This is a genomic window from Pedobacter psychrodurus (genome assembly GCF_032678585.1).
GTDB lineage: Bacteria > Bacteroidota > Bacteroidia > Sphingobacteriales > Sphingobacteriaceae > Pedobacter > Pedobacter psychrodurus_A.
This window is the reverse complement of the sequence record NZ_JAVTSN010000023.1, coordinates 25,721-51,008: the sequence shown is the minus strand read 5'-3', so window position 1 is coordinate 51,008 and position 25,288 is coordinate 25,721. Positions and strand designations below refer to the sequence as shown.

At 41.6% G+C, this 25,288-nt stretch carries 16 protein-coding genes; 4 read left to right on the top strand and 12 right to left on the bottom strand.

Annotated elements, in window-relative coordinates; translation table 11 throughout:
* Positions 1-349 precede the first annotated feature (349 nt).
* Positions 350-1,249, top strand: a complete 900-nt coding sequence (locus R2S57_RS15990; RefSeq protein WP_316845963.1) for an AraC family transcriptional regulator — start codon at positions 350-352, stop codon at positions 1,247-1,249.
* A gap of 3 nt (positions 1,250-1,252) precedes the next feature.
* On the opposite strand, the gene R2S57_RS15985 is transcribed toward R2S57_RS15990, so the two are convergent.
* The 3 genes from R2S57_RS15985 to R2S57_RS15975 all read right to left on the bottom strand — a co-directional run bounded on the left by R2S57_RS15985 (position 1,253) and on the right by R2S57_RS15975 (position 6,778).
* A complete protein-coding gene (locus tag R2S57_RS15985; RefSeq protein ID WP_316845962.1) occupies positions 1,253-4,183 on the bottom strand; it encodes a discoidin domain-containing protein in 2,931 nt (976 codons plus the stop codon).
* A 532-nt stretch (positions 4,184-4,715) separates the two neighbouring features.
* Positions 4,716-6,206 (bottom strand): hypothetical protein, encoded by a 1,491-nt coding sequence (locus tag R2S57_RS15980; RefSeq protein WP_316845961.1) that lies wholly within the window; start codon positions 6,204-6,206, stop codon positions 4,716-4,718.
* The gene (locus R2S57_RS15975) at positions 6,203-6,778 is read right to left on the bottom strand and encodes a sigma-70 family RNA polymerase sigma factor (RefSeq protein ID WP_316845960.1); all 576 of its coding nucleotides are present in this window, start codon (positions 6,776-6,778) and stop codon (positions 6,203-6,205) included. The genes R2S57_RS15980 and R2S57_RS15975 overlap by 4 nt, the downstream gene beginning before the upstream one ends.
* Before the next feature lie 161 nt (positions 6,779-6,939).
* Between R2S57_RS15975 and R2S57_RS15970 the strand changes: the two genes are divergently transcribed.
* Both R2S57_RS15970 and R2S57_RS15965 read left to right on the top strand, forming a co-directional pair.
* The gene (locus R2S57_RS15970; protein ID WP_316845959.1) at positions 6,940-7,842 is read left to right on the top strand and encodes a class I SAM-dependent methyltransferase; all 903 of its coding nucleotides are present in this window, start codon (positions 6,940-6,942) and stop codon (positions 7,840-7,842) included.
* Positions 7,843-7,875: 33 nt separating this feature from the next.
* Entirely contained in the window at positions 7,876-8,121 is a 246-nt protein-coding gene (locus tag R2S57_RS15965; protein ID WP_316845958.1) for a hypothetical protein, read from the top strand.
* Between the two features lie 62 nt (positions 8,122-8,183).
* On the opposite strand, the gene R2S57_RS15960 is transcribed toward R2S57_RS15965, so the two are convergent.
* The 5 genes from R2S57_RS15960 to R2S57_RS15940 form a co-directional block, all read right to left on the bottom strand.
* On the bottom strand, positions 8,184-9,242 hold the full coding sequence (locus R2S57_RS15960; RefSeq protein ID WP_316845957.1) for a phosphatidylinositol-specific phospholipase C1-like protein: 1,059 nt from the start codon (positions 9,240-9,242) through the stop codon (positions 8,184-8,186).
* 7 nt (positions 9,243-9,249) lie between these two features.
* Positions 9,250-11,010 carry a RagB/SusD family nutrient uptake outer membrane protein gene (locus tag R2S57_RS15955; RefSeq protein WP_316845956.1) on the bottom strand — a complete coding sequence of 587 codons (1,761 nt, stop codon included), beginning with the start codon at positions 11,008-11,010 and terminating at the stop codon, positions 9,250-9,252.
* A 4-nt stretch (positions 11,011-11,014) separates the two neighbouring features.
* Complete coding sequence (locus R2S57_RS15950) at positions 11,015-14,053, bottom strand: TonB-dependent receptor (RefSeq protein WP_316845955.1); 3,039 nt, start codon at positions 14,051-14,053, stop codon at positions 11,015-11,017.
* 172 nt (positions 14,054-14,225) lie between these two features.
* Complete coding sequence (locus R2S57_RS15945) at positions 14,226-15,098, bottom strand: inositol oxygenase family protein (RefSeq protein WP_316845954.1); 873 nt, start codon at positions 15,096-15,098, stop codon at positions 14,226-14,228.
* 46 nt (positions 15,099-15,144) lie between these two features.
* On the bottom strand, positions 15,145-16,773 hold the full coding sequence (locus R2S57_RS15940; protein ID WP_316845953.1) for a sodium/sugar symporter: 1,629 nt from the start codon (positions 16,771-16,773) through the stop codon (positions 15,145-15,147).
* Positions 16,774-16,986: 213 nt separating this feature from the next.
* On the opposite strand from R2S57_RS15940, the gene R2S57_RS15935 reads away from it, so the two are divergent.
* Positions 16,987-17,997 (top strand): LacI family DNA-binding transcriptional regulator, encoded by a 1,011-nt coding sequence (locus tag R2S57_RS15935; RefSeq protein WP_316845952.1) that lies wholly within the window; start codon positions 16,987-16,989, stop codon positions 17,995-17,997.
* Between the two features lie 1,248 nt (positions 17,998-19,245).
* Here R2S57_RS15935 and R2S57_RS15930 read toward each other — a convergent pair.
* The 4 genes from R2S57_RS15930 to R2S57_RS15915 form a co-directional block, all read right to left on the bottom strand.
* Positions 19,246-19,383: a hypothetical protein gene (locus R2S57_RS15930; protein WP_316845951.1), complete on the bottom strand. Its 138-nt coding sequence runs from the start codon at positions 19,381-19,383 to the stop codon at positions 19,246-19,248.
* Between the two features lie 161 nt (positions 19,384-19,544).
* The gene (locus R2S57_RS15925) at positions 19,545-21,146 is read right to left on the bottom strand and encodes a SusD/RagB family nutrient-binding outer membrane lipoprotein (protein ID WP_316845950.1); all 1,602 of its coding nucleotides are present in this window, start codon (positions 21,144-21,146) and stop codon (positions 19,545-19,547) included.
* Position 21,147: 1 nt separating this feature from the next.
* Positions 21,148-24,249: a SusC/RagA family TonB-linked outer membrane protein gene (locus tag R2S57_RS15920; protein WP_316845949.1), complete on the bottom strand. Its 3,102-nt coding sequence runs from the start codon at positions 24,247-24,249 to the stop codon at positions 21,148-21,150.
* A gap of 32 nt (positions 24,250-24,281) precedes the next feature.
* The gene (locus R2S57_RS15915) at positions 24,282-25,286 is read right to left on the bottom strand and encodes a FecR domain-containing protein (protein ID WP_316845948.1); all 1,005 of its coding nucleotides are present in this window, start codon (positions 25,284-25,286) and stop codon (positions 24,282-24,284) included.
* Positions 25,287-25,288: the final 2 nt, after the last annotated feature.

Here is a 25,288-nt window from a genome sequence, read left to right as displayed (position 1 = left end):
ATTATTTCGGGTATAAAGAACTATAGTTTAGCTAAAGGATATGAAACGGATAAAAAGATTTGCAGTTGTTTTCTTTGAGGGATGAAAATCATATGAGTTATATTTGGTTTAGTAAACTTAGGGTAGAAAGCTTCCTTTTAAAATGGATAAACCCAAAAAAAAGATGGACAATACGATCATTTCCAGAAATTTTTACAGGAATAAAAAAAATATCAATTTTTATACAAAAACACATCTATTTTAATCCATAAATACTTATATTGTTATGCCTATAGCATAAATCTGTCTCAGATATTTTTATTGCCATAATTAACCAAATAGCAGACATCCCATTTTTCTTAAAATTTTAATGGAGCAAAAAATCATTGAGCCTAGAAAAAAAATCAAAGAAGGCTTTATTGGCCAGAAACGAATTGTAATCCCGCCAAACATCAGGAAAAAGATTGTACTTAATCCTATTGTTAAAACTTTTTATTTAACGGCTATTGGCCACTACCCAAAAGCGGCCAACCATGATATCGAACGGAAATCGGGCAGTAAGGATTATATCTTCCTCTATTGTACAGAGGGCTTCGGTTATATTAATATTCTTGGCAAAAAATTACTTTTGAGTCCAAATTCTTATTATATCATTCCAAAAAATATCAGCCACCGCTACCAGAGTCACGAAACCAGCCCCTGGAGTATTCTTTGGGCCCATTTTAGTGGAGATATTGCCGAGAGCATTTATAACCGCTTTGCCGAAGGCAACTTAACCCAGATACAAGAAATACCATTTGTTGAAACCCGGATTAAACAGTTTAACTTAATTTACACCTTACTGGAGCAAAGTGTAGATGAAAAAGATATGGAAATCGTCAACATCAAACTGCTGAATTTTATGTCGTCGTTTATTTATTATAAAGAGGTAAACCCTGATATATATAACACCAACTCGATCAGTAAATCTATTCTTTATATGAAGAAAAACCTGAAGGAAAAGTTTACCGTTGAAGATTTAGCCGTTCAGCAAAATCTATCGGCTTCACATTACCTAAGGTCGTTTAAACAGAAAACTGGCAGCTCCCCCATTAATTATTTCAACCAGCTTAAAATACAGGAATCCTGTCAATACCTGTATTTTAGTGATATGAGCATTAAAGAAATCTGTGCCGAGCTGGGTTTTTCCGATCAGTATTATTTCTCCCGTTTATTTAAACTGATTACGGGCACATCGCCATCGCGTTATAAAAAACTGCACAAACGGTAGCCCCTAACGATTATAGGGTACTACCGATAGTTTCGCGGAATCATTTTTGATCAAATCGGACTTAAATTCTACACGGATACTCCTGCTTTCGCCGGGCATCAGTGTGAAATAACTGTCGTTAATTACATGTGGCAATATCTGTTCGCCAGTACTGGCTTTAACCGGCTGTACCCTAATGGCAAAAGCAACGGTTTTTGCCGATTTCGGATTTGTGATTTTTGCTTCAATAAAATGTTTAACACCTACCGTTTTTTCAGTTGAAGTCACTTCGAGTTTCGCTTTGGACAATTGGTTTAGCGCCGTAAAATCCTTACGGTTGTTACCTCTCCAATACAGGTTATCAGAAACCAGTTTTCCATTGGCATCGCTTAGTTTAAGTTTTAAAAAGTGTACGCTGCTTAAATCGGGGCTGGTTACATCGCCCGCAAATACTTCGAAATTCCATAACGAATAGCCCCAGTAAGAACCTCTTTCAACACCCAGTATCCGCACGTAACGCGCTTCTTTTTCTTCTGAGAAAATAATTTCCTGTAGCCCTTCTTTTCCGCTTACCTGCGCCATGGCATCGCTCCAGGTTTTGGCATCATCAGAAAGCTGGATTTTAAAAAGCTTTGCATAGGCCTGTTCCCAGTTTAACTTTACACCACTGATCAGCTCTTTTTTACCCAGATCTACATAAATCCACTCGTTATCGGTCGAATTACTCGCCCATCTGGTATCGTCTTTCCCATCGTTAACCGGCGATGTTTCGCCAGATGAAGCCAGCGTTGGTTTATTTAAGGCCAAATTAACCCGATCGCCACGGAATGGAAGTTTAAAAGCGGTAACCGCAGCATTCGACAATGAATTTATTTTAGCCGTCTGATTATATTTTACCACCTGCTTGCCATCCATATTATAGATGCTGGCTTCGGCCGTTAAACCATTTAAATCACCAGATGAGGTATTGATTACCTTGATTTCGTTGTTAACCGGATTCCATTGGATATGCACCGGTTCGCAACCTTTTTTCACCCCCCAATAAGCTCCGTTTAAATCATAAAAATAGTCGTAGGTCTGCCAGATGAAAGTGGGGTTAGAAGCATTACTTGTCCAGGTCATAATGCCCGAAGCATCTTCCCAAAGATGGTCTAACCAGCCTTCGTACATGGCTTTATTGGTCTCTATATTCAGCAATTGTGCTTTTCTACAAAAATCTTCAATTCCAACCGCTTTGCCATATCGGGTATTAATGCTTTGCTCATATTGATCGGCCCCGGCATTAAAGGCCCAGGTACCGAAAAAATGTTTGTCCCACATATCGTTCCTTGGCCACCAGTTTTCTTTAGGGATCATTTTTTTAAAACTTTCTACATTGGTGAACACCGCTGAACCCAATTCTGTACGAAAGCCCCAGCCATCGTTACCACCTAAACCGGTAGGGTATTGCGTAAAATAATAGCGGGGATCTTTATTCATCCACGGTCCACTTCCCGAAAGGTTGTCGGCATGCGAGTTCACCTGATAATAACGGTCGTTGCCATCAAAAGTGGAGATATCTTCTTTCAACCAGTTGTTTAAGGGTGCTTCAGGCCAGCCTTCGTTATCGCCACACCAAACAGCTATAGATGGGTGGTTTCTAAACCTTTTTATTTTCTCGATTACATTTGCATTGAAGTTATTAACATCGCGCGGAAGATTGGGATTCGAATTCAACCAAAAATCATCCCACACCATGATACCGTATTTATCGCAGGCTTCGTAAAATTCATCATCAGTGGTCGATCCGATCCAGTTACGTATCATATTGAAATTCATTTCCTGATGCAGTTTAACCTTGGTGTCGTATTCGTCGCCACGGCAACGCAACATATATTCAGACATCGCCCAGTTTCCTCCTTTTACGAAAATCTTTTTCCCGTTGATGGCAAGATGAAAAACAGCACCAATGGTATCGTAAGTGTACGACTTGATCCCGAAGTTAACCGTTTTTTCATCCGAAACCTGGTTATTCAGACTCACACTTAATTTGCAGCTATAAAGATTGGGCTCTCCATATCCGTTTGGCCACCAAAGTTTTGGATTATATACCGCTAACTGTTCAAATTCTCTTTTATCGAATAAAAACGAAGTTTCATCATTGGCCTCAAGTCTTACTTTTTTTGAAAATTCGATATTTCCCGGCATAATTACCCCTGTGATATAAGCAGTCTGCTCTTTATTTTCGGTATTCTTTATGGCTAAGGCAATACTCAGATCCGCACGCGCATTGGTGGGCAGTTTGCTCCGCACCCAGGGATCCTGAATGGTTAAACTACCCGAATTGGATAAAAACACCTTATCGGTAATACCGGAATTTAAACCGGGCACATAGGGCATCCAATCCCAACCACCACTAGAGATATAACTGGGGCTGGAAGCATTGGCCATTGGTCGCTGGGGAATATCGACCAAAACTGCCAGGATATTTTTTTTGCCTGTATGTATCAATGCTCCGATATCATATTTACCCCTTTCCATAAAGCCGTTCAAAGCACCAAGTTTTATTCCGTTTAAATACACATCAGCCTTGCGGTTTACGCCATTAAAGTTTAACCATATCTTTTCCTTGGTAAAGGATTTTGGCACTTCGAAACTGGTGATATACCAAAAGCTTTGATCAAATTTCGCTTTATCGGCCGTCCAGATGTGGTCGGCAAAGTTTGGATCTTTTTCCAGTCCGGCTTCTACATAAGCGGTATAAACCGTTCCGGGCACCACTGCTTTAACCCAATCTTGAGCTTTAAAATCAGCTTTCCAAAATGTAGCAATATCATTGACTTCTTTTTTGGGCTTAATACTCCACACTTGTGTAGCTGAACTGTTTAAAGAAACAAAATCCTGAGCGTGCAGGCCAGAGGTGAACAATAAGAAAAGCAGGAATAAGTTAATCGTTTTACTAAAATGATAAGGCATAAAGATGGGATCGTTCTAAAAATTATTTGGTTATATAGGAATGGCGAATATAGTAAAGGCTAATGCAATACAGGTATTTTAATGATTGCTTAGCATTTTAAAATTGGCATTTAATCTTATAGATAAAAATGGAGAATCAATAAAAAAAGATGGATAATACTATCTGTTCAAAGACAATAAAGCAGATGACTTATTACAATTGTTTTATTTACTATTTTATCTATAGCTTGTTTAACCACAGATGAAGATGATGAACACAGATTATATCTGCACATTTGCTTTCCCTGTGGCAGGGATAACAAATCTTCGACTCCGCTTTCATTGGCAGATTTCAAAATCGATTTTAAGCGTTTTTAACCACAGATGGACACCTTTTTATCTGTGGTTAATGATGTTTGCCTGTTACCAGGGCTTAACTAAACCATATTGGGTGATGCACCGACCAATAGAAAGGGGCTTTTTGAGCCGACAGCCGGTTCGAAAAACTGGGGATTCCTCGGTGTGCAATGGCAACCTTTCGTCAAGTTTGTGCCTATTTAAACCTATACCCTATCCCAATTCTAAACACCTGATTGCTTTGTTTAAAAGTGCCCAAACTGTTGCTTACCTTATATGGCGCTAACCATTGATAACTACCATTAATATCAAATTGTTTAATATGAATGCTGATGCCGCCTGTGAACCCGATGTGTACCTTATTGTTTACGGTATTCACTATTGTCGAGTCGATAGTCTTGCTGTGGTATAACGTATCGCGCGGATCGGCTATCGGGTTTAATTTGGTTATCATTTCAGACTGCTTGCCCACAAAACTAATTACCGGCCCCGCTTTAACACTGATGTGTTTTGAAAGTTTATAGGCGGCGGTTAACGGGATGTCCATGGTAATCACTTTTCGTGTTGCCGCAATGGTAAAGGGTGGCACCGAATCGGGACGATAATAACTCGGATGCGTAAATTCAGCAATAATTTTTTGATAACTATTGATATTCACACCTACAGCAAGCTGCCATTTATTACTTAAGGCGTAGGCACCAAAGATACCCCCATAAAAACTACTATTGCCTTTTTGTACATTCACTCCAGTTGTTATGCCATAAGTGAAGGTTGGATCGGCATGGTCTTGTTTAATTCTGGCCGTTTTAAATTTGGGCAACCTGATGTTCTTTACCTTCTGGTTTTTATCAAGTGTAATGCGACCTGCTCTTTTATTGTTTTGGTTACTCCTACTGTTACCCTTTACTGATGATGCGTAATGTAAGTCCTTATCCGTATACATCTGCAAAACTGCTTTTTGATCAAAAATAACAATAGCCGAAGGAAGAGCATCCGAGAATCCATTTCCTTGTTGAAATCCATTTGGCATCAACAATAAACTGTTAATGTTTGCAAATGAGCTATCGGTTTTTTGATCTGCATATCCATAAACATCGACTCCTGAGCCAGGTTTTGATGATCTTATACCTACATTTCCCGAAGCACTAACTGCATAAGACCTTTCTGTACCGGTCTGTTTGTTCCCTATTGATGGTGCCGCATGTGGAGGCTTGTTTGATGAAACGTTTATCGCATTTTCATTCGCTACTTGTACTCCATTGAGCGAATCTCTACCATGCTCTGCAGCATTATTTATTGCATTTTCATGCATACCCATACTATCCCTACTTAGGGTTGTATCAGCAATTTCATTGTAATTTAATACCTTGCTGCTATCAACAGGGATCGAATCTGAACGCACAGGCTTCACATTCTTGATGTTTTCTTTATGTTTATTTTTTGATTTCTGCACTGCAAAGTAGCCTACAGTCGAAACCGTAGCGGCTACAGATAAGGTATAACCAATCACTTTAAACAGTTTGGCTCCTGTAGATAAATTGGGGCCATGGCCACTGATCGGACTTACCGGCATCTGCTCATTGAGCAGTTTGTGCATGCCTGTCCATGAGGCATCCGAAATATCCTTAACTGGAAGACTATCGAATTTATTGCGCCAGAGTTTATGATACCATGCTGAATTTCTCATCTTCTTTTTATGTTTTCAGTAGGTCTATCAATTGCCGGGGAAGCTAACATTTTCCTCAACTGTTTTTTTGCTTCTGCAAGGTGCCACCTTGAGGTACTCTCGCTAATATTCAGATGTTCTCCGATTTCCTTATGTGAATAACCGTCTATAACCGATAGGTTAAAAACCAACTGTGTAGCTGTTGGCAACAGACGAATCAATTTCAGGAGATCTTCTACAAAAAGTTTGTCCAATACCGACGGCTGAATAAAAACTTCTTCTATTTCATCCTGACTGATGGTTTCGTTAAACTTCGCCTCTCTCCGGCCAATATCAATACACGACCTCACCATTACCGTTCTAATCCAGGCACCAAACTCTCCTTTTTTAGCATCGAAGGTTTGGATATGCTGAAAAATTTTCAAAAAACCAACGCTCAGCGCATCGTGCGCCAGGTCGTCTGATTTTAAATAACGAAAACATATACGCAGCATATCGGCATAGTAAAGTTTATAGAGACCTTCCTGCGCTTGCCGCTCATTGGCTTTGCAGCCTTTGATTAGTTTAGTATCCTGCTTAAAAAAAAGGTTCATCCATTTGGTTCGGTAAGCGGTTTTTCATCGTGTTGTAATAAGGTTACGCAACGGATAGGAAAAACGCTGGGTTAAAATTAATTTATTTTTTAACGATACATTTTATTTTTTCGACCAAGCGTTTTAAACACTGGGTTCGTAAGCAATATAAACCCTAGCCTATGCGCCATAACGAAAGCTATAACCGACACAATAAGTGGTATAATGAACATTTCCCATCCGAAAGTGCTAAAAGCGATCTTTATGAAAAGGCAAGGGCAACAGGGAAGAACAATGTTGCACACTGGCTTCAACAATTATTTTTCAGCTGTTTGGATCCACTTCTGGATAAAAAAGACAGGAACTGGCTTACTGTAGGAGATGCTTATGGATTTGACGCACAATACATCCTGAATTCAGGTAACCGTGCATTGGCAACCGATCTGAATACCGATTTTTTAAACATTGCACAAAAAGAAGGGATTATTAATGCTTGTGCGGCAGAGAATGCAGAAAAACTCACACAAGCAGACAATAGTTTCGATTTTGTGCTTTGCAAAGAGTCTTACCACCATTTCCCAAGGCCATATGCCGCCATGTACGAGATGATCAGGGTAGCCAGATCGGGTGTGGTAGTTATGGAACCGCAAGACCCCGTTTCTAAGATGCCACTCTTGCTGATGTTAAGCAATGTTTTTGCGCGGAACGGACGTTTTTTTAACAAACTATGGAAAAACCGATTTTCATTCGAACCCGTTGGGAATTTTGTATACAAGGTTTCGGAACGTGAATTCGAAAAAATGGCGGCAGGTTTGGGCCTGCCAATGGTTGGTTTTAAAAAGATTAATCCAAACTACTGGTTTAAAGGGGCAGATTCGATATCAACCGATCAGCACAACAGGCAGTTTTTCTTTATTAAAATGAAAAAATTGCTCCTTGATGCCCTCGTTAAGTTAAAAGCCATGCCTTCGCAGGTATTAACTACAGTTATTTTTAAACAGCTACCCGACGAGTACACCATTAACCTATTGAAGAAAAACGGTTACCATTTGGTTTATATCCCCGAAAACCCTTATCTAAATTAAACTTCATACTTATCCCCATCACATTAAACAATTATGAAAACCAACACCACACCCGGAACCCTTTATTTTTTTTCTGTCTTAACATTGCTTGGCTCTTTGATATTGACTTACATTTTTTATCCCCGTGTAAACTGGAATGAGTTTTTTGCCGCAGCAGGTATATTCCTGCCTATTATTATTGGCGTGGCCATTGCCGCCATTCTTTTATTTTTGGGCATATACCTGTTGATTAAAGCCATTAACCATGGAAAAGAGAAAAAACACGTCAGGTATTTATAGCTAAATTAAAAATGCCCCAAAAAGCATTAACTTTTTGAGGCATTATAGTAGGTTTTTTATCGTCAATTAAACAGTGGATTTTTCCGGAAATAAGTTGTTCCTTCAAAACTTACGGAGTAATCACTTTTAAAGTGTGTACTTTTTTGATAATAATCTGTGGTAATAATTTGTGCTCCAGATGCACACGCGGCTTCAAAATAAGACCTGTCGTTGGCTCTCGCCTGACGTGTATCCATATCCGCACGGGTTCTAATCATATATCCCTGTTTTACCAGAAGTGGAATATTCGGATCTTTTGCATCGTTTCTGAACATGATGGCAGCCTCCGGATTTCCAGGATCGACGTTTGCGAACAAAACACGTCCTTTTAAACTTGGGTGACCCTTGATGTACGTTGATCGCTTTTCACCCTGGGCATCAAGAATAAAGACAAACTTGCCCCTTGCTGATTTTAAAGTTGGCCAATTCCCCTTTAATACCGCTTCTTCGAGGGTTTTGTATTTACCTCTAACCTGATCCGGAACAATTAAATGTTTTGATCCCAGGCTATTGTTTATCGTTTTGTCCAGTTCGTCGAAAGTTTCGTTTACAAACTTTTCCGGTTGTGTAAAACCAGCACGTTTTATCGAATCATCTTTTGCTTCGAGGGTGATAAATACAGGTGTATGATCAGGGTGTGCCTCCGACCATTTCCTCAGTTCGAGCAATACCTCTTTAAGTGTAAAAGCGTTGCTGCGAAAATCAAGATCTGGTACATGGAGTATTTTAAAACCAGGTGCGTTCATTTTACCCTCAACGTCATAAGGTTTCTGGCCTTTTGCCCATTCCAAACCTTTTGGATGGCTGTATCTTCCACCCTTATTATCAGCATACACATCGATCTCCAGATTACGCAAACCTAAAGCAAGCTGCGCTGTATAAGCCGGATGTTCATAATCCAGTTTACTGGCAGATACCGAATCCTGCTGTTGAAATACTTTATACAGTAACGGATCAATAGCCTGTTTAAAACTATTGTGAGAACCGATCACCTGGATTTTGTTTATTGGCAATTCGTCTTCATTGGTCTTCACCAAAAACAAGAGCATCAGCAATAAAGTGGTGCAAAAAATACTTTTCATGCTGATATTAATATCCTTGATTTTGCTTAATTGTTTTGGTTACATCAAGTGTAGCCTGTGGGATCGGGAAAATCCTTCTAAATGGCTGCGTAATAGGTTTAGCACTAAACGCTTGCTCTAACTTACCAAAACGGATCATTTGTGGGCGTCTTAACAATTCCCAATAAGTTTCGTAAGCAATTTCTTTGTAAAGTGTAGCCTCGTTAAGAGAAGTGATTGGCGTACCTGGCGTACTGCCATAATAAGCCTCACGTTTTCTTGTGGTACGCAACTTGTTAATGTCGGCCATCGCCTCTGCTACCATCCCCTTGCGGAAATAAGCTTCTGCGCGCATGGTATATATTGCGCCTAAACGGATTAAAGGAATATCTACATTACTGCTTCCGTTACCCTCTTCAGGATCGAATTCATATTTAAAACAGCGTGCGCCACGGTTAATCTCGTTTTGTGCAAATACGGCCTGCGTAGGATTCGAAAAATTAAGCTCCGGTGTGAAGTCCATCTTGGTAGAGGTACTTTTCTCCATCACCAGTTCCGATACCTTGATCCTTCCATCGCTAGTTAGCTCCAATGCTCCCTGTGGGGTTAGCTTAGGGCCATATTGTTGACCAACCATGATACCCCTGTTAAAGTGGAACCAAGGCAGGTTGCTGCTCTTCGGCACAATATCCGTTGCCGGTACACTGCCCGGACCATCATTGGTAAACCAGGTACCATCAGCATATTGGTATTTCTGCGAGAAACGTGGATCATCATGGTTACCATCCCAGCTGGCATAAAACTGCGGACTGATACAGGCTGCATTGGTACCACGGTTAGCAGATGAAGGCTTCTGGTTACGCTCTACGCACACATAGGCAAAGGAGTTCGAGCCATTGCGCAGGTAATCGATCTTTTGTACCACCACAAAAATCAGCTCCTGTCCGCCAGAGTTTTTGATTGCAAAATTATCGAAGTAATTGGTTAACAAACTAAACCTGCTCGAATTGATCAATAATGAAGTATAACTGATTACCTTATCCATATCAGTTTCGGCCGTATTTACCGATTTTTCATTAAAATTGAAACTTGCCGCATAACGATCCTTAAAAACCGCACGGTTTAAGTACATGTTAGCCAACAAGCCATAAGCTGCCTCTTTGGTAAAGCGTCCATTATGTGTAGACTGTTGACCTAAAGTAGCCAGATCAGGGATCAGCGCCTCCACCTGTAAAATCAGCTCATCAATCGCCGTGGCCGACTGTTTCATTTCCAATGGTGCCTTTTCGTCCATCGGGTCGCGGTATGGTGCCTGCCCAAAAAGATCGAGCGTGGTATAGGTATAAAAAGCCAATAGCCCTTTTGCCTCTGCCAAATAAAGTGTTTTTTGTGAGATACTGCTGTTGGTTACCTCCTTTATCGCGGTTAACGAGCGGGTGATCCCATTTGTAAGCATGTTCCAGTTGTCTGTTACGATCGGGTTATTGGGTGCCCAGGTAAACTCGTGCATTGAGCGCCATTTGCCCCCGTCGCCCCAATCGCTTCCCCTCGTGGCCAGAATAGCTTCGTCTGTTGTGTATTCCTGTAGCGAGAAAACCGCGCCGTGATCTACAAAGGTACCTTCGCCCAAACGGCTGTAAGCCGCCGCCAGTGCGCCTGCAGGGTTGGAAGCACTGCTGCCCAGCACCTCATCAAGCACTTTTTCATCCAGTTTGGTACAGCCCGCAAAAACAAGTGCTGTAGCAAGAAACACCATGTTCCTAAGCTTTGATATATTATTGCTATTCATTACGTTATAATTTTAAAGTTGCTCCAAAAATAATTGTCCTTGCCGTTGGGTAGCTGGTATAATCGATACCTATCGACTGGTTTCCATTGGCTGCCTTCGGGCTATTGATCAATGGATCGTAACCGCTGTAATTGGTGATGGTGAACAGATTTTGTCCGGTAACATAAAGGCCCAGCCCCTGTAGCCAGCTCAACTGTTTTACTTTGATGTTGTAGCCCAGACGTACCGAGTTTAATCTGATGAAATCTGATTTCTCCAGGTATAGCGATGACAATTGTGGCGGGTTTGCCGGGTTGGCGCCCATATCGAAATAATGTCTGGACACGTTTCTGTCGGATGCCAGGTTATTGATGTTCAGCGCGTTCAATCCTGTATTATTCACCAGGTAACCACCCCTCTGCCCGATAAACGAGAACGAGAAGTCGAAGTTACCGTAAGTCATCTGGCTGTTCAATCCATAGGTAAAGGTTGGTATTGCACCTTGGAAAATCACTTTATCACTGTTATCGATCACCCCGTCGCCGTTCACGTCTCTGAAGGTATTGTTGCCTTTGCTGTCGAAACCGGTATGCTCTAACATGAAGAAAGAACCCGCTGCGTAGCCGTTCCTATAAATATTGGCCGTTACTCCCGAAAGGCCCGGTCCTGAAATGGTGCCCGAAAGGATCTCCGATATCGGAAGGTCTTTTATTTTGTTGTTCAGCGTGGCACCGTTCACATCAACATTCCAGTTAAATTTACCTTTGCTGATCAGTTTTGAGCCAAGCATAAACTCAAATCCCTTGTTCACGATCTTACCACCGTAATTTCCGTCGAGGTTTACCCATATATCATTTGTAGGGCTCAGTACCGGTGCAGGAATGTTAAGGATGGCATCGGTTGTAGTTTTGTTAAAATAGTCTAATGTTCCATAAAGTTTGCCTTTAAAAAGCTCAAAGTCTAACCCTACGTTATACTGGGTAACCACCTCCCATTTTAGATTAGGGTTCGGTGTCCGGATAACATTGATACCGTTTACTAATGTAAGATCGTTGTTGAGGTAGTAACCCTGATTAGGCGACAATGCATAACTGGCCTGAGTAAGTTTGTTCTGCACTTCCTGGTTACCCGTTTGGCCCCAGCTTGCCCTTAGCTTAAGCTCGTTTACTACTGGTATCTTTTTCAGGAAATCTTCTTGGGCGATGTTCCAGCCCAGTGCGAACGAAGGAAAATAACCATATTTATTGTTTTCGCCAAAACGGGTGGAACCATCTGCACGTACAGAGGCCGTAAATAGGTATTTGTTATCATAAGCATAGTTTACCCTTGAGAAGTAAGACTGTAGCTCGTTGATTTGTGCAAAGCCTGTTACACCATTCTGCGTACCGGCATAACCCGGGTTATTTTCAGGCAAAATACCTACCCCCTTATCTGCTATACCGATTATACTGAAACCAGTTCCTCCTCTTTCGAATTTTTGATAAGAGAAACCAGCAATGGCTTCGATCTTGTGTTTGCCTGTAAGCAAACTGTAGTTCAGGTAATGCTCCATCAAAGTACTCTTCGAATCGAGGTTGGTTTGTACATATCTTCCGCTCTGGCTCAGGTCGGTTATGTTAGGAAAAATAGTGGTATTTCTTTCGCCCACCGAGCGGTCTAAACCAAGGTTAAATTTGTATTCGAGCCCTTTTACAATCCTGAAAGATAAATCCATATTTCCCAATACCCTTAAAGTACGGGTACGATCGCGATAAATATCTAACAAATAGGCTGGGTTATAATGCGCGTTCGCATTGAAGTTGGTAAACTTTCCATTCTGATCGAATACCGAACGGGTTGGGTTCGACATTAAGGCCTGAATGATCAGCTGTCCGTTCGAACCGCCATCATCACTGGTTGGCACACCATCATCACGGGTTTCACTTCCCGTTAGGTTAATACCAATTTTCAAACGTTTATCATCCAGAAAAGATTCTGAAGCATTAATCCTTGCCGAGGTACGTTTAAACTCACTGTTCTTCACGATCCCTTCCTGATCCATCTGTGCTGCCGAAACATAATAGTTGCCTGTAGTGGTGGCCTTTGAGAAGGATACAGAATTGTTTAACGTTTTGGCCTGTCGGTAAATCACATCTTGCCAATCGGTATTGCCTCCATGATCGAAGGCTTTGTCTTTGATTGCGGCACGGTATTCATCGGCGCTGAGCAAGTCGAGTTTGTGGGCTACGTTAGAAAGGCCCAGGTAAGAATCGTAAGTAAAGCTCCCCTGCCCGGTTTTACCCTTTTTGGTGGTTACAATTACCACACCATTCGATCCACGCGCACCATAAATAGCTGCTGCAGAAGCATCTTTTAATACCGAAATGGATTCGATATCGCTTGTATTTAAAAAGTTTAACGGATTTTTAGCTTTTGATGAACCGAAACCAACATTCGTACCTGAAGGGCTCACATCATCATTAGTTAACGGCACACCATCTACCACGAAAAGCGGTGTACTTCCACTACGGATAGAACCAACCCCACGGATGGTTACATCTACACCTCCACCCGGTTCGCCACTACTGGCTACTACACGTACTCCGGCAATTTTACCCTGCAGTAAATTATCCGCCGAAGTAACCACGCCCTGCCTGAAGTTTTTCTCATCAAGCTGAGTAACGGCACCCGTTACATCTTTTTTCGTCTGTTTTCCATAACCCACAACCAAAACCTCATCCATCATGGATGCATCCGGTTCGAGTTTAATGTTCAGTACATCGGCATTGGCAGCCACCAGTTTTGTTTTGTAACCGATAAAGGATACCTCTAGTGTTTTACCTTTTACGGCATTAAGTTTAAATTCACCTTTGCTACCAGTAGAAACAGCATTCGAAGTGCCCTGTTCCTTTACCGTTGCGCCAATCAAAGGCAGGTCGGTTTCATCGGTAATCCGGCCAGAGATGGTTCTCCCCGGTTGCTGTGCAAATACAGCCATCGACACCATCAAGAGTACCGCCGAAAATATGATTTTCAGGGACTGAGGTGCCAATAATCGAAAATTAAGCGTATAAATTCCTTTCATGAGCATAATTAATAAATAGTAAGTGTTTGGTTTGGGATATTTGTAACTAAAGAAATCGCACAAAGATGTCTTTTTGATATAAGCAGTATTTACCTGTTAGATTATTAAATTGTTAAATCATAATCAGTTATAATGGTGGTATACAATAAATAAACAGCAGCAATTTAAGCCCCTAAAGCGCTACTGTAGCAGGAAGGTATTTCGCAATAAGGTCTTCATAATATGGCCTTAACTCACTCACAACGGGTGTTTTAGGACTCTTAGAATACAGGTCGTAAGGATTAAATTTATCTACCCATTTAAACATTTCCTGGTCGTGGGCATTGAGTATATGGTTATAAGCCTGTTCGCGGTGTTGCGAATAAAAAGAATGGTACCTGATCATATAAAGTGCAGGTTCGGGAAGATAATTTTTGGTCAGCTGGTACAGATATTCATCGTGGCCCCACGACATGTGGATATTATCCAATCCACACTGGTGGCTATATACCCCATATTTGGTATTGTAGCGTTCATCGTAGGTATCCGGATTATCGGCAAAAAATTCAGGAAAAACAATCTTGTCGGAGAACTTACAGCCTACCGGAAACGAATCTCCAACCACATTCCATTGCGGCTCGCCAAACAGGCAAAGCACTTTTCCCAGATCGTGGATAAAACCCGTAAGTACAAACCAATCGGGATGCCCGTCTGCACGGATCGCTTCGGCAGTTTGCAATAAGTGTTGTAACTGATCGAGTGAAATATCAGGATCAGAATCGTCAACCAAAGTATTCAGGTACTCCATGGCCTGCCACCAGGGCATTTCTTTTTTATCAAACTTTAAAAAATTGTCCTTTTTGGCCAGTACGTTATCATAAGTTTGATATTTGTGGTTTAAGCGGTAAAACTCCCGTACGGAATCAATTTCCGGACTGTCATAATTTCTAAATTCTTCTTTGGCCTTTTCCGGAACACCTGGCTCAGGATATCTTTTTAACACATCATCTTCCCAAACTTCTAAACTTGAAAGCGGGTTCATTTTTTCGTTTTTTTGTGTTTTCATAACGTTATATTTTTCATGGATATAAAATCGTGCTTAGGATTGTTCATTACCAGAATACCGTATATAAAGCGGCAAGAATACCGCAGATGAGTACCGAACAAACGATAAACGAAGGACTAACCTTAAACATTTTGCTGTCTATTTCGAGTCCCTGAGGATTGGTTTTACTTTTCGGATCAAAAACGGTAATCAGAAACATCAATGCCAGGATGATGCAGAATACCCAGCTCATGCGGTGTAAAAAAGGAATCGGCGAAATAAAACCCCTGGTAAGTTCGGGCAGAAATTTAAAAAGTGTGGATAATGGAATGGTTAACAATGCCGCTGTAAGTGCTGCAGTTGAGGTGGTTCTTTTCCAGAAGAAACCCAGCAGAAAGATGGCAAATACCCCTGGAGAAATAAAACCTACATATTCTTGTATAAACTGATAAACCTGATCGAAACTTCGCAAGGCGGGTGCAATTACAATGGCGATTAAGGAAGCTACAATGATCGACCAGCGGCCTACATTAACCAAATGTTTTTCGGAGGCATTCTTTTTAATGTACTTTTTATAAATATCGAGTGTAAATATAGTGGCGATACTGTTGCACTTACCCGCAAGCGAAGCCACGATAGCCGCCGTTAATGCCGCAAAAGCCAGCCCTTTAAGCCCCGTAGGCAAAAGGTTCATTAAAATGGGATAGGCATGATCCGGTTTTACATTTCCTGCGGCATCCACCATTTCTTTATGAAAAAAGCCCTGTTGCCAAAGTACATAAGCACATATGCCCGGAATCACTACAATTACAGGGATCAACAGTTTTAAAAACGCGGCAAAAATCAATCCTGCCCTACCGGTTTTTAAATCGGCTCCCAGTGCCCGCTGCACAATGTACTGGTTACAGCCCCAGTAGTTAAGGTTATTGATCCATAAACCGCCAGCCAGAACGGCCAGCCCTGGTAGTTCGTTATAAAACTTGTCGCCTTTTGAAAAGATCATATGGAAGTGATCATCCGCCTGGCTTTTTAAGATGGGCAATGCCTCCAGCACGGTACGCATATGAAAATGATCGTTCACCATATTAAGCGCCATATAACAGGTAACCAAACCGCCAACCACCAAAACCAATACCTGAATAACGTCGGTATAACCGATTACCTTCATGCCACCAAGTGTGATGATGACCGAAAATACGGCCAGGGCAATCAGGCAAACCGTAAAGGAAACTCCTGTAATGGTTTCAACAGCCAATGCACCAAGAAAAAATATGGAAGTAAGATTGACGAATACATAAACCAATAACCAAAAAACCGTCATTAATGTGCTTACCGTATTGTTGTACCGTTGCGACAAAAACTGAGGCATGGTGTAAATCTTGTTTTTAAGATAGATGGGCAAAAAGAATACGGCTACAATGATGAGGGTTGCAGCAGCCATCCACTCGTAACTGGCAATGGCCAAACCCATTGCAAAACCAGAGCCCGACATGCCGATAAAATGCTCGGCCGATATATTTGAGGCAATAATAGAGGCACCAATGGCCCACCAGGTTAAGGAACCTTCGGCCAAAAAATAATCTTTTGTATCGGTACTTGCTGCTTTTTTACTAGAATATACCCAATAACCATAAGTGGCTATGACAATAAAATAGATAAAAAAAACGACATAGTCGGTTGTTTCCAGATGATTCATGTTTCATTAGCCTAAATCAACCCGGGCACTTGATGGTGTCGGATTAATTGTTTTATATTTGGTTATAGGAGCAGCTACGAAAAAGAGCGGTTCTCCTGATCAAAGCTGTATATAAAAATATTAAATCGGGTGTTCAACTGAAATTTTATTTACGAATACGTTTTAGTAAAACACAGCATTACCCTAAATTAAAACTCAAATAAACCAGCATAAATGAGGCAAAACGTTACAGTAAAAACTTTAGCCAAAGAATTAAATATATCGATCGGAACCGTCTCAAAAGCCCTTAACGATAGTTATGAGATCAGTATCGATACCAAACAAAAGGTTTTAGAACTGGCCAAAAAGCTCAAATACGAGCGCAACCCGGCGGCGAGCAATCTCCGTAGTCAGAAAACAAAAACCATCGCTGTGATCATTCCCCAAATCGCCAATAACTTTTTTTCCCTGGCCATAAACGGAATTGAAGAAATTGCGAGAAAACGTGGCTATCATGTATTAATCTACCTTACACATGAGAACAGTGAAATTGAAATCGCCTTTACCGATAGCCTGCTCAGTGGACGTGTGGATGGCATATTGATCTCCGTTTCGAGCAGTACCGAAAACCTGGATCATTTTAGGGAACTGGTTAATAAAATCCCTGTTGTGTTTTTCGATCGCACCATTGAAGATATTGATGCCATTAAAATCACTGCCGACGATTATGAAAGCACTTACGATGCCACGGTACACCTGATTAATAACGGCTGTAAAAGAATAGCCTATCTTTATGCCTTGAGTTGTCTGAATACCGGTAAAAGAAGGATTGCAGGTTACCGCGATGCACTGAAAGATTATGATATGGAATCGGGCGAAAACCTGATTGTAAATCACCATAACGACGACGATCAAAATTACGAAAACATCAAAAACCTGATCATTAGTCAAAAACCCGATGGCATTATTTCGTCGATTGAAGAACTAGCCCTCCCTTGTTATTATGTATGTAACGAACTGGGGTTAAATATTCCCAACGACCTTAAAATCATTAGCTTTTCGAACCTAAGTACAGCACCTCTTTTAAATCCTTCGTTGAGTACCATTACACAACCCGCTTTCGAAATTGGCAGGGAAGCCGCTGGTTTTTTATTTAAAATATTGGATCAAAAACCGTTCGATGCAGATGAAATCCCTAAATTAAAATCGATATTAATTAAAAGGGATTCTACAGGGCCGTTGTAGTTGTTTCATTTAACCGCAAAGTGCGCCGAGTTGTTTTTTTACCACTGAGCACACAGAGAATTGCACAAAGCGCGCAAAGTTGGGTTATCTCCCTCTTATTGCTCTGCCTAAATCTTCTTAATCTGCGGGAAACCCTTTACTTTATAGCTTACGCTGATTTCACGGATCACCGCAGAATCAAGTCCCTTTTCCATCTTACATTTTCCATCGTTTTACCACTGAGGACACAAAGAAATACACTGAGGACACAGAGTTGGTTGTATAAAAGGTGTTAAATAAATGTGATCGTCATCCTGAACTTGTTTCAGGATCTATCCTGTTTTTTTTACCGTCAAGAATACAGCGTTAAAATACAATTCTCCGTGCTTTCCGTGCCTCTCTGCCCTGCCGTTCAGGCGGGCGTGGCTAACTGGCGTAACCAATTTTAACCGCAAAGTGCGCAGAGAAAAAAAGGCGCGAAGCGCGCAAAGTTGGGTTATCTCCCATTTATTGCTCTGCGTAAATCTTCTTAATTTTGCGGGAAACCCTTTGCCTTATAGCTCCCGCTGATTTCACGGATCACCGCAGAATCAAGTCCATTTTCCATCTTATATTTTCCATCGTTTAACCACTGAGGGCACAAAGAAATACCTTGAGCACACAGAGTTGGATATATAAAAGGTGTTAAAGATAGGCGATCGTCATCCTGAACTTGTTTCAGGATCTATCCTATTTTTTTACCGTCAAGAATACAGCGTTAAAATACAATTCTCCGTGCTTTCCGTGCCTCTCTGCCCTGCCGTTCAGGCGGGCGTGGCTAACTGGCGTAATCAGTTTTAACCGCAAAGTGCGCAGAGAAAAAAAGGCGCGAAGCGCGCAAAGTTGGGTTATCTCCCATTTATTGCTCTGCGTAAATCTTCTTAATTTTGCGGGAAACCATTTGCCTTATAGCTCCCGCTGATTTCACGGATCACCGCAGAATCAAGTCCATTTTCCATCTTACATTTTCCATCATTTTACCACTGAGGGCACAGAATTGGGTGTATAAAAGGTATTAAAGAAACGCGATCGTCATCCTGAACTTGTTTCAGGATCTATCCTGTTTTTTTTACCATCAAGAATACAGCGTTAGAATACAATTCTCCGTGCTTTCCGTGCCTCTCTGCCCTGCCGTTCAGGCGGGCGTGGCTAACTGGCGTAATCAGTTTTAACCGCAAAGTGCGCAGAGAAAAAAAAGCGCGAAGCGCGCAAAGTTGGGTTATCCCCCATTTATTGCTCTGCGTAAATCTTCTTAATCTGCGGGAAAAACCCTGCAATTATCAAAAACGCTCCTTCAATTAGCAATAACGCACCTTCAATATCCAAAGATGCCCCTTCAATTACCAAAAAAGCTACTTCAATCTCCAAACATGCCCCTGCAGTTTACAACAGAGCCACTTCAATTACCAAAAGAGCTCCTTCAATCTCCAAACATGCCCCTGCAGTTTACAACAAAGCACCCGCCTTTTACAACAAAGCCCCCGCTTTTATAAAAAGGCCTTATCTTCGCCTACACAGCTTATGTTCCATCATTTATCCCACCACACCCTCGCCGTAAGCACATCGCCACCAGCTATCCTGGCCACAGCATCTTTATAGTTTTGGGGGTTATTAAGAATTTCTGTTGAGAGGTAGATCATCCTGCGGGGAATAGTGCCATTGGTAACATTGCCTTTATAGTTTACCGGAATAAGTTTGGGGTAATCGCTCCTTTTCCAGTTTAACCAGGCTTCTATAAAATTAAAATTGGTACCAGTAGTTACCCAGTATTGCGTATTAATGGTTTCCACCGCTTTCTCGCTACTGCTTTCATCAAGCGGATTCTGGTTTACAAAGGCCGTAATCTTATTGGCATCAACCGCAGCCAAAGGATCAAGCTGGGCAAGAGACTGTATCGCTCCGGTTAATCCATTGGTATAATGCAGTTTTGCGGATCCATCAATATTCCATCCCCTCACCTTCGCTTCGGCAAGCAAAAATTCGGTTTCAGCATAAGTAAGGATAAAAATGGGACCACCTAATTTCAGGTACATAGCGGTTCGGGGCCTCGAGTATTTCCCCAGGGGCGCAAAATCGCTTCCGTTGCCCGTACCGCCAGGGTAATTTGGCGCATGGCTGATGTCTGTTGCCCCACCCTGTAGGTCGTATCCGTTAGGCATACCCAACTGAACGGTTGCATCGCTATTTCCACTTAGGTTTTGATCGGCATTTTTGGCCAGTCCATCTTTTGGAACCTCACCAATTAGTCCCAGCCTTGGATCGTTAGTATTTTTTAGCTGATCGATCAGCGTTTTGCTCCACCGCACTTCGAGGTAATCGGAATAGGTTCTTAAGGCAAGCGATGTTCCATTCTGGCTGTTAAAAGAGGAAGCATCCGTTAACAGGATTGCGTTATCGTTTATGCTGCCGAAGGTTTTACCTGCGGCTTTCTCTGTCCACAATCGGGCTTTTTCAGGATCTGCTTTGGTTAAGCGCATCGCGATCCTCAACATTAAAGAATATGCAAACTTCTTCCATTTGGCCATGTCGCCTTTGTAAAAAAGATCTGCACTCGGTCCCGGTTTTTCAGGATCGAGTTTAGCAGTAGCAGCGTCAAGATCGTTCAGCATCTGGGTATAAATATCTTCCTGACGGTCGTAAATGGGATATTTAATGCCCTGCATGGCTTTAACTGCTTGCGAATAGGGCACGTCGCCATACGTGTCTGTAATCCGTTGCAAAATCAATAAAAACATGATATCACCTATAGCAATCAGGTTCTGGTAAGCTGCAGGATCTTTCAACTTCGCCAGCCGCTGCATCTCCCTGATGTAGGAGGCATCGGTATAACCTTCATTGAAAATGCGGCCCTGGTAATCGGTAAAACTGCCAACGTTGATGTATTTATCGCCATTGTTGTAATAATAATAACTGGAGGCCAGCAATTGCATCATGGTACTCTGGTACAATAGCTGATAATAACCCAGATTGGCATATTTAAGTTGTGCCTGTGCCAGCAAACTGTTTGGATCATAATTATTTTCGGTAAGTTTGGTCGGATCGGTATTGATTTCGTCGAGTTTTGCTTTAGAACAACTGCCCGCTAAAAACAGCAAGAAAACACCAACAATATAACCCCTCATCCAACTCATCTTATTTAAATTTAAAGTTAAAATTAATCCCAAAACTGCGTGTAGCCGGCAATGAGGCGCCCTCTATGCCCGCATAGCCTAAGGTTGGTGAAAACTGCGATTCAGGATCTATGTTTTTGGTATATTTAAGCAGGGTAAACAAGTTACGTGCCACCAGATCAATCCCAATGCTGCTAAAAGGTGTTCTTCTTAAAAAGCTATTGCTGAAAGAATAACCCAGTGTAGCCTGCCGCAACTTGATAAAACTGCCATTGAGAACCGATAAGGCAGAAATATTGGTAGCCAGCTCAGGATAATAGGCATAAGCAGGAACATTAATCGTATTTTTTTGTCCATTCTCCAGCACGCCATCGGCAACAATACCGGTTTCTCTACCCACCAAAGTAGCTTTATTTAACCCAAGCACGTAACTATAATATTCTGTTGCCGACAAGATTTTATTGCCAAAACGGTAGTCGATCAGGAATGAAAAGTTAAACTGTTTATAACTAAAACTATTCGTAATACCACCGTATAAAGTGGGCATTGTGCCTCCCATGGGGACAAAATTGCCGCGTTTGGGTATACCATCCGACCCGATAATGATGTTTCCGCTGGCATCGCGCAGGTAATCGTAGGCCATAATCTGTGTAATCGGTTTACCTACTACCAATGCAGTATTGGCATTTAATGGCCTGTAAGTACCCGTAAGTGTATAATTGCTATTGCCATCAATAGAGCGGAGGGTATTTTTCACCTTGGTTATATTTAGGTTAATCTGCCATTTGCTGTTCGAAGTGAGCACAGGTGTATAACCCAGGGCCAGTTCTATCCCCGCATTTCGGGTTGCACCAAGATTAACGTAAGCTGAGCTAAAACCCGTGGTAACCGACTGCTTGGCATTGATGATTTCGTTATGGGTAAGGCGGTTGAAATAAGTAAAGTCTACATCCAACCGGCTGTTAAAAAATTTAAGATCGAGGCCAGCTTCTATTTCGTTCAACGTAAAAGGCTTTAAATTGTAATTGGGCAGATCGCCGGAAAAACCGCCAACGGGTACACCATTTACCTGGTTATCTACAGTATAATAGATTTGTGTGGTATAGGGAACGATGGGTTCGCCACTGGTTTTGGCAAAATCTATTCGCAGTTTGCCAAAGTCGAGTCCCTTCAATTTCAACAGATCTGAAAAAATAAAACTGCCCGATATACCCGGCACAAAAATGCCCCGGTTATTGGCTGGTAAGGTAGAATAGATATCGTAGCGGCCCGTAACCGATAAATTGAGAAAACGCTGATAACTCAGATCGGCGGTGTAATAAGCCGATTCCGTTACAATCCTCGAGATGGCCAAAGTTTTGGTACTGGTAATCAAATTCTCGGGAACATACAAATAAGGCACCTTAAACTGCGAGCCGCTTAACTTGTCGCCATTTCCTTTTCTTTCCCGGTAGTTGGCGCCCATGGAAAATTCGAGGTTCAGTTTATCTGTAAGGTTTTGAGTGGCACTGAACAGAATATCGCTGTTAAGCTCCGAAGTATGGTTGTGGTCGTAAGCATTGATACCGCCCTGCCTGTTGATGGAAAAAGCTATACCGGTGGGCAAAATACTCACCACTTCATCCTTACTCGAATCATACCCGATCCTCCCCTGAAGGGATGCCCAACTGGCCAATTGATACTTCAGCACTGCAGATGTGATATAGCGGTTTCTATTTGAATAATCGGCCTGTTTGTTCATCAGGAAATAGGGATTGGTTTTATATTCGTCGGCATTCCAGCGGCTTTCGAAACCTGTTTCTGCATCAAAACCCGGTGCAAGGATCGATTGATCCAAGCTGGTGGCCAATGCCGCAATCCCATAATTGGCATTTAACGGGCCATCACTAAGGTAACTTTTGTTTTTGTTTCGCTCGTAAATGTAATTTCCGGTGAGGCTTAACGATAGTTGCTTGCTTAAGGCAACCGTTCCATAAAAATTGAATGTTTTACGGTTCAGGGCACCATTGCTTAAAACAGAATTATAATCTAAGTTGGAAACCGAAACCCGGTAATTGTTCCTGGTATTTCCGCCTACAAGCGAAAGGGTATTGATAAAAGCAGGCGCGGTACGGTAAAAAGTCTGGATGTTATTTTGAACAGGCGAATAAGGCCGCATAGAACCATCTACCTGTGGTGTTAACTTACCGTCCATCACTTCGCCCCAGCTCAACAAACCAGTAGAAATGGCATTATACTGGTCGTTGGGCCGTTTATTCTGTGCTCCCTGACCATAGATATATTGAAAATCGGTAGAATTTACCGGAACATCAAAAGAGAGATTGGAATTATATTCCAGTTTTGCCCTGGTGTTTTCTCCCCCGCTTTTCAGGTTAATGAGGATTACCCCATTAGCGGCCCTTGCTCCATAAAGCGCAGATGCCGCGGAGCCTTTCAGTATGGTAATGGTTTCGATATCATCTGGATTAATGTTACTGATGCCATCGCCATAATCGGCACCACCATATTCGTTGGCACTTCCCCTGATGCTGTTATCGATGGGTATCCCGTTTACGATAAACAAAGGCGAGGCAGCCGTCATACTCGAAACCCCACGGATCAATACCCGCGCCGCAGATCCGGGACCACCGTTTACCCCGGTGATGTTTAGTCCGGCAACCCTGCCCTGCAGGGCCATAATCATATTACTTTCCCTGGCCTTCGCCAGGGAAGAACCTTTGATGGTGGTTAAAGCATAACCTACTTTTTCGTTGTCTTTTTCGATACCTAAAGCAGTAATCACCACCTCTTTTAAAAGGTGTACGCTGTCGGCAGTCGGTTTACCTTCAACATTTTTCCTGATTACAATCAGGTTATTGGGTAATACCGAATAGGTAAAGCCACTGTTAAGCAACAATTGTTCGATTACTTTTAAAGCTTCTTCGTCTTCTACCTTTACCGATACACGATGTTTCGGAATTTTGGATTCGCCATAGGCGAAACGATAAACAGTTTGTTGCTGTATACTTTCGATTACCTGTTCGAAATTGGCATCGCTAAAATTTAGGCTTACTTTGGTTTGCGCATGTACACATAGCGGAAAAATCAATCCAATTAACAATATGATCCGCTGTGCAAAATTCATGACTACAAATATACACGGCTTAACTGTTTGTGCTAACGATAGATGTACACATTTTTGCCTTTTATCGAATAATTGAAGTTTTCGATAAGTTTTAAAATATTTAGCGCTTCGTTGATACTTTCTTTCTCAAAGTATGAAGTAAACCGCATCTCTTTAAGTTCAGACTCTTTAAAGTTTACTTTAACACCATACCAACGTTCGAAAAGTTTAGCCACTTCACCAAAACGTTGATTTTTAAAGGTGAGTTCGTGCTTAAGCCATGCCGTTTCGATTACTTTATCTGTTCCTATTCCATTATAGATCGTCAACTGACTTATGCTTCCTTTGCCATTAGATAAAGTAAACTTATCACTAGGTTTTAAGGTAAAAGTTTGGTTGTTATTATTTTTAATTGAAACAGATACCTTTCCCCTGATTAAAGTAGCTTCGGTAAAGGCATCATTTGTATAGGCTTTTACATCAAATTCGGTTCCCAGTACTTTTACGGCTACTTGAGAAGTATGTACGATAAAGGGATGTTCAGGATCTTTTTTCACATCAAAAAAGGCTTCTCCGGAAAGGTAAACATTTCTGGTTTCGCCATCAAAATGTGCCGGGTATTTTAAACTGCTCTCCGAATTCATTTTAACAGTAGAACCATCGGCCAGGACAATGGTTTTAATTTCGCTAGCCCTGGTTTGTGCGTTTAGCAAAGCAGATGGTGTGGAGAAAATGTGCCCGCGGTTATACATCAGTACCACAGCCAAAGCAATTGCCACAACCGCGGCAATTTTTAACCAGAAACCATAAGATTTATTTTTACGCACCGTTAAAACGGGTTGTTCAGGAAATTTAATCTGCGCTTTGATCCGCTCGAAAACAGGATCGATATTTTCATTTTCAACAGTTTCGGCTTCAAAATAAGCCTGCAGCACATTATGTTCATTTTTCAGTGCCGGATTATCGGCTAAAATAGATTTCAGTTCAACAGATTCATCCGGCGAAAGTTCTCCGGCCAATTGTTTTCCAAGCAATTCTGTAAATCTTTGATCTGTCATTT

Bases quoted from the DNA above. Each gene is read 5' to 3' on its own strand.
- R2S57_RS15990 (WP_316845963.1), top strand. From the start codon at position 350: ATGGAGCAAAAAATCATTGAGCCTAGAAAAAAAATCAAAGAAGGCTTT.
- R2S57_RS15985 (WP_316845962.1), bottom strand. From the start codon at position 4,183: ATGCCTTATCATTTTAGTAAAACGATTAACTTATTCCTGCTTTTCTTA.
- R2S57_RS15980 (WP_316845961.1), bottom strand. From the start codon at position 6,206: ATGAGAAATTCAGCATGGTATCATAAACTCTGGCGCAATAAATTCGAT.
- R2S57_RS15975 (WP_316845960.1), bottom strand. From the start codon at position 6,778: ATGAACCTTTTTTTTAAGCAGGATACTAAACTAATCAAAGGCTGCAAA.
- R2S57_RS15970 (WP_316845959.1), top strand. From the start codon at position 6,940: ATGCGCCATAACGAAAGCTATAACCGACACAATAAGTGGTATAATGAA.
- R2S57_RS15965 (WP_316845958.1), top strand. From the start codon at position 7,876: ATGAAAACCAACACCACACCCGGAACCCTTTATTTTTTTTCTGTCTTA.
- R2S57_RS15960 (WP_316845957.1), bottom strand. From the start codon at position 9,242: ATGAAAAGTATTTTTTGCACCACTTTATTGCTGATGCTCTTGTTTTTG.
- R2S57_RS15955 (WP_316845956.1), bottom strand. From the start codon at position 11,010: ATGAATAGCAATAATATATCAAAGCTTAGGAACATGGTGTTTCTTGCT.
- R2S57_RS15950 (WP_316845955.1), bottom strand. From the start codon at position 14,053: ATGAAAGGAATTTATACGCTTAATTTTCGATTATTGGCACCTCAGTCC.
- R2S57_RS15945 (WP_316845954.1), bottom strand. From the start codon at position 15,098: ATGAAAACACAAAAAAACGAAAAAATGAACCCGCTTTCAAGTTTAGAA.
- R2S57_RS15940 (WP_316845953.1), bottom strand. From the start codon at position 16,773: ATGAATCATCTGGAAACAACCGACTATGTCGTTTTTTTTATCTATTTT.
- R2S57_RS15935 (WP_316845952.1), top strand. From the start codon at position 16,987: ATGAGGCAAAACGTTACAGTAAAAACTTTAGCCAAAGAATTAAATATA.
- R2S57_RS15925 (WP_316845950.1), bottom strand. From the start codon at position 21,146: ATGAGTTGGATGAGGGGTTATATTGTTGGTGTTTTCTTGCTGTTTTTA.
- R2S57_RS15920 (WP_316845949.1), bottom strand. From the start codon at position 24,249: ATGAATTTTGCACAGCGGATCATATTGTTAATTGGATTGATTTTTCCG.
- R2S57_RS15915 (WP_316845948.1), bottom strand. From the start codon at position 25,286: ATGACAGATCAAAGATTTACAGAATTGCTTGGAAAACAATTGGCCGGA.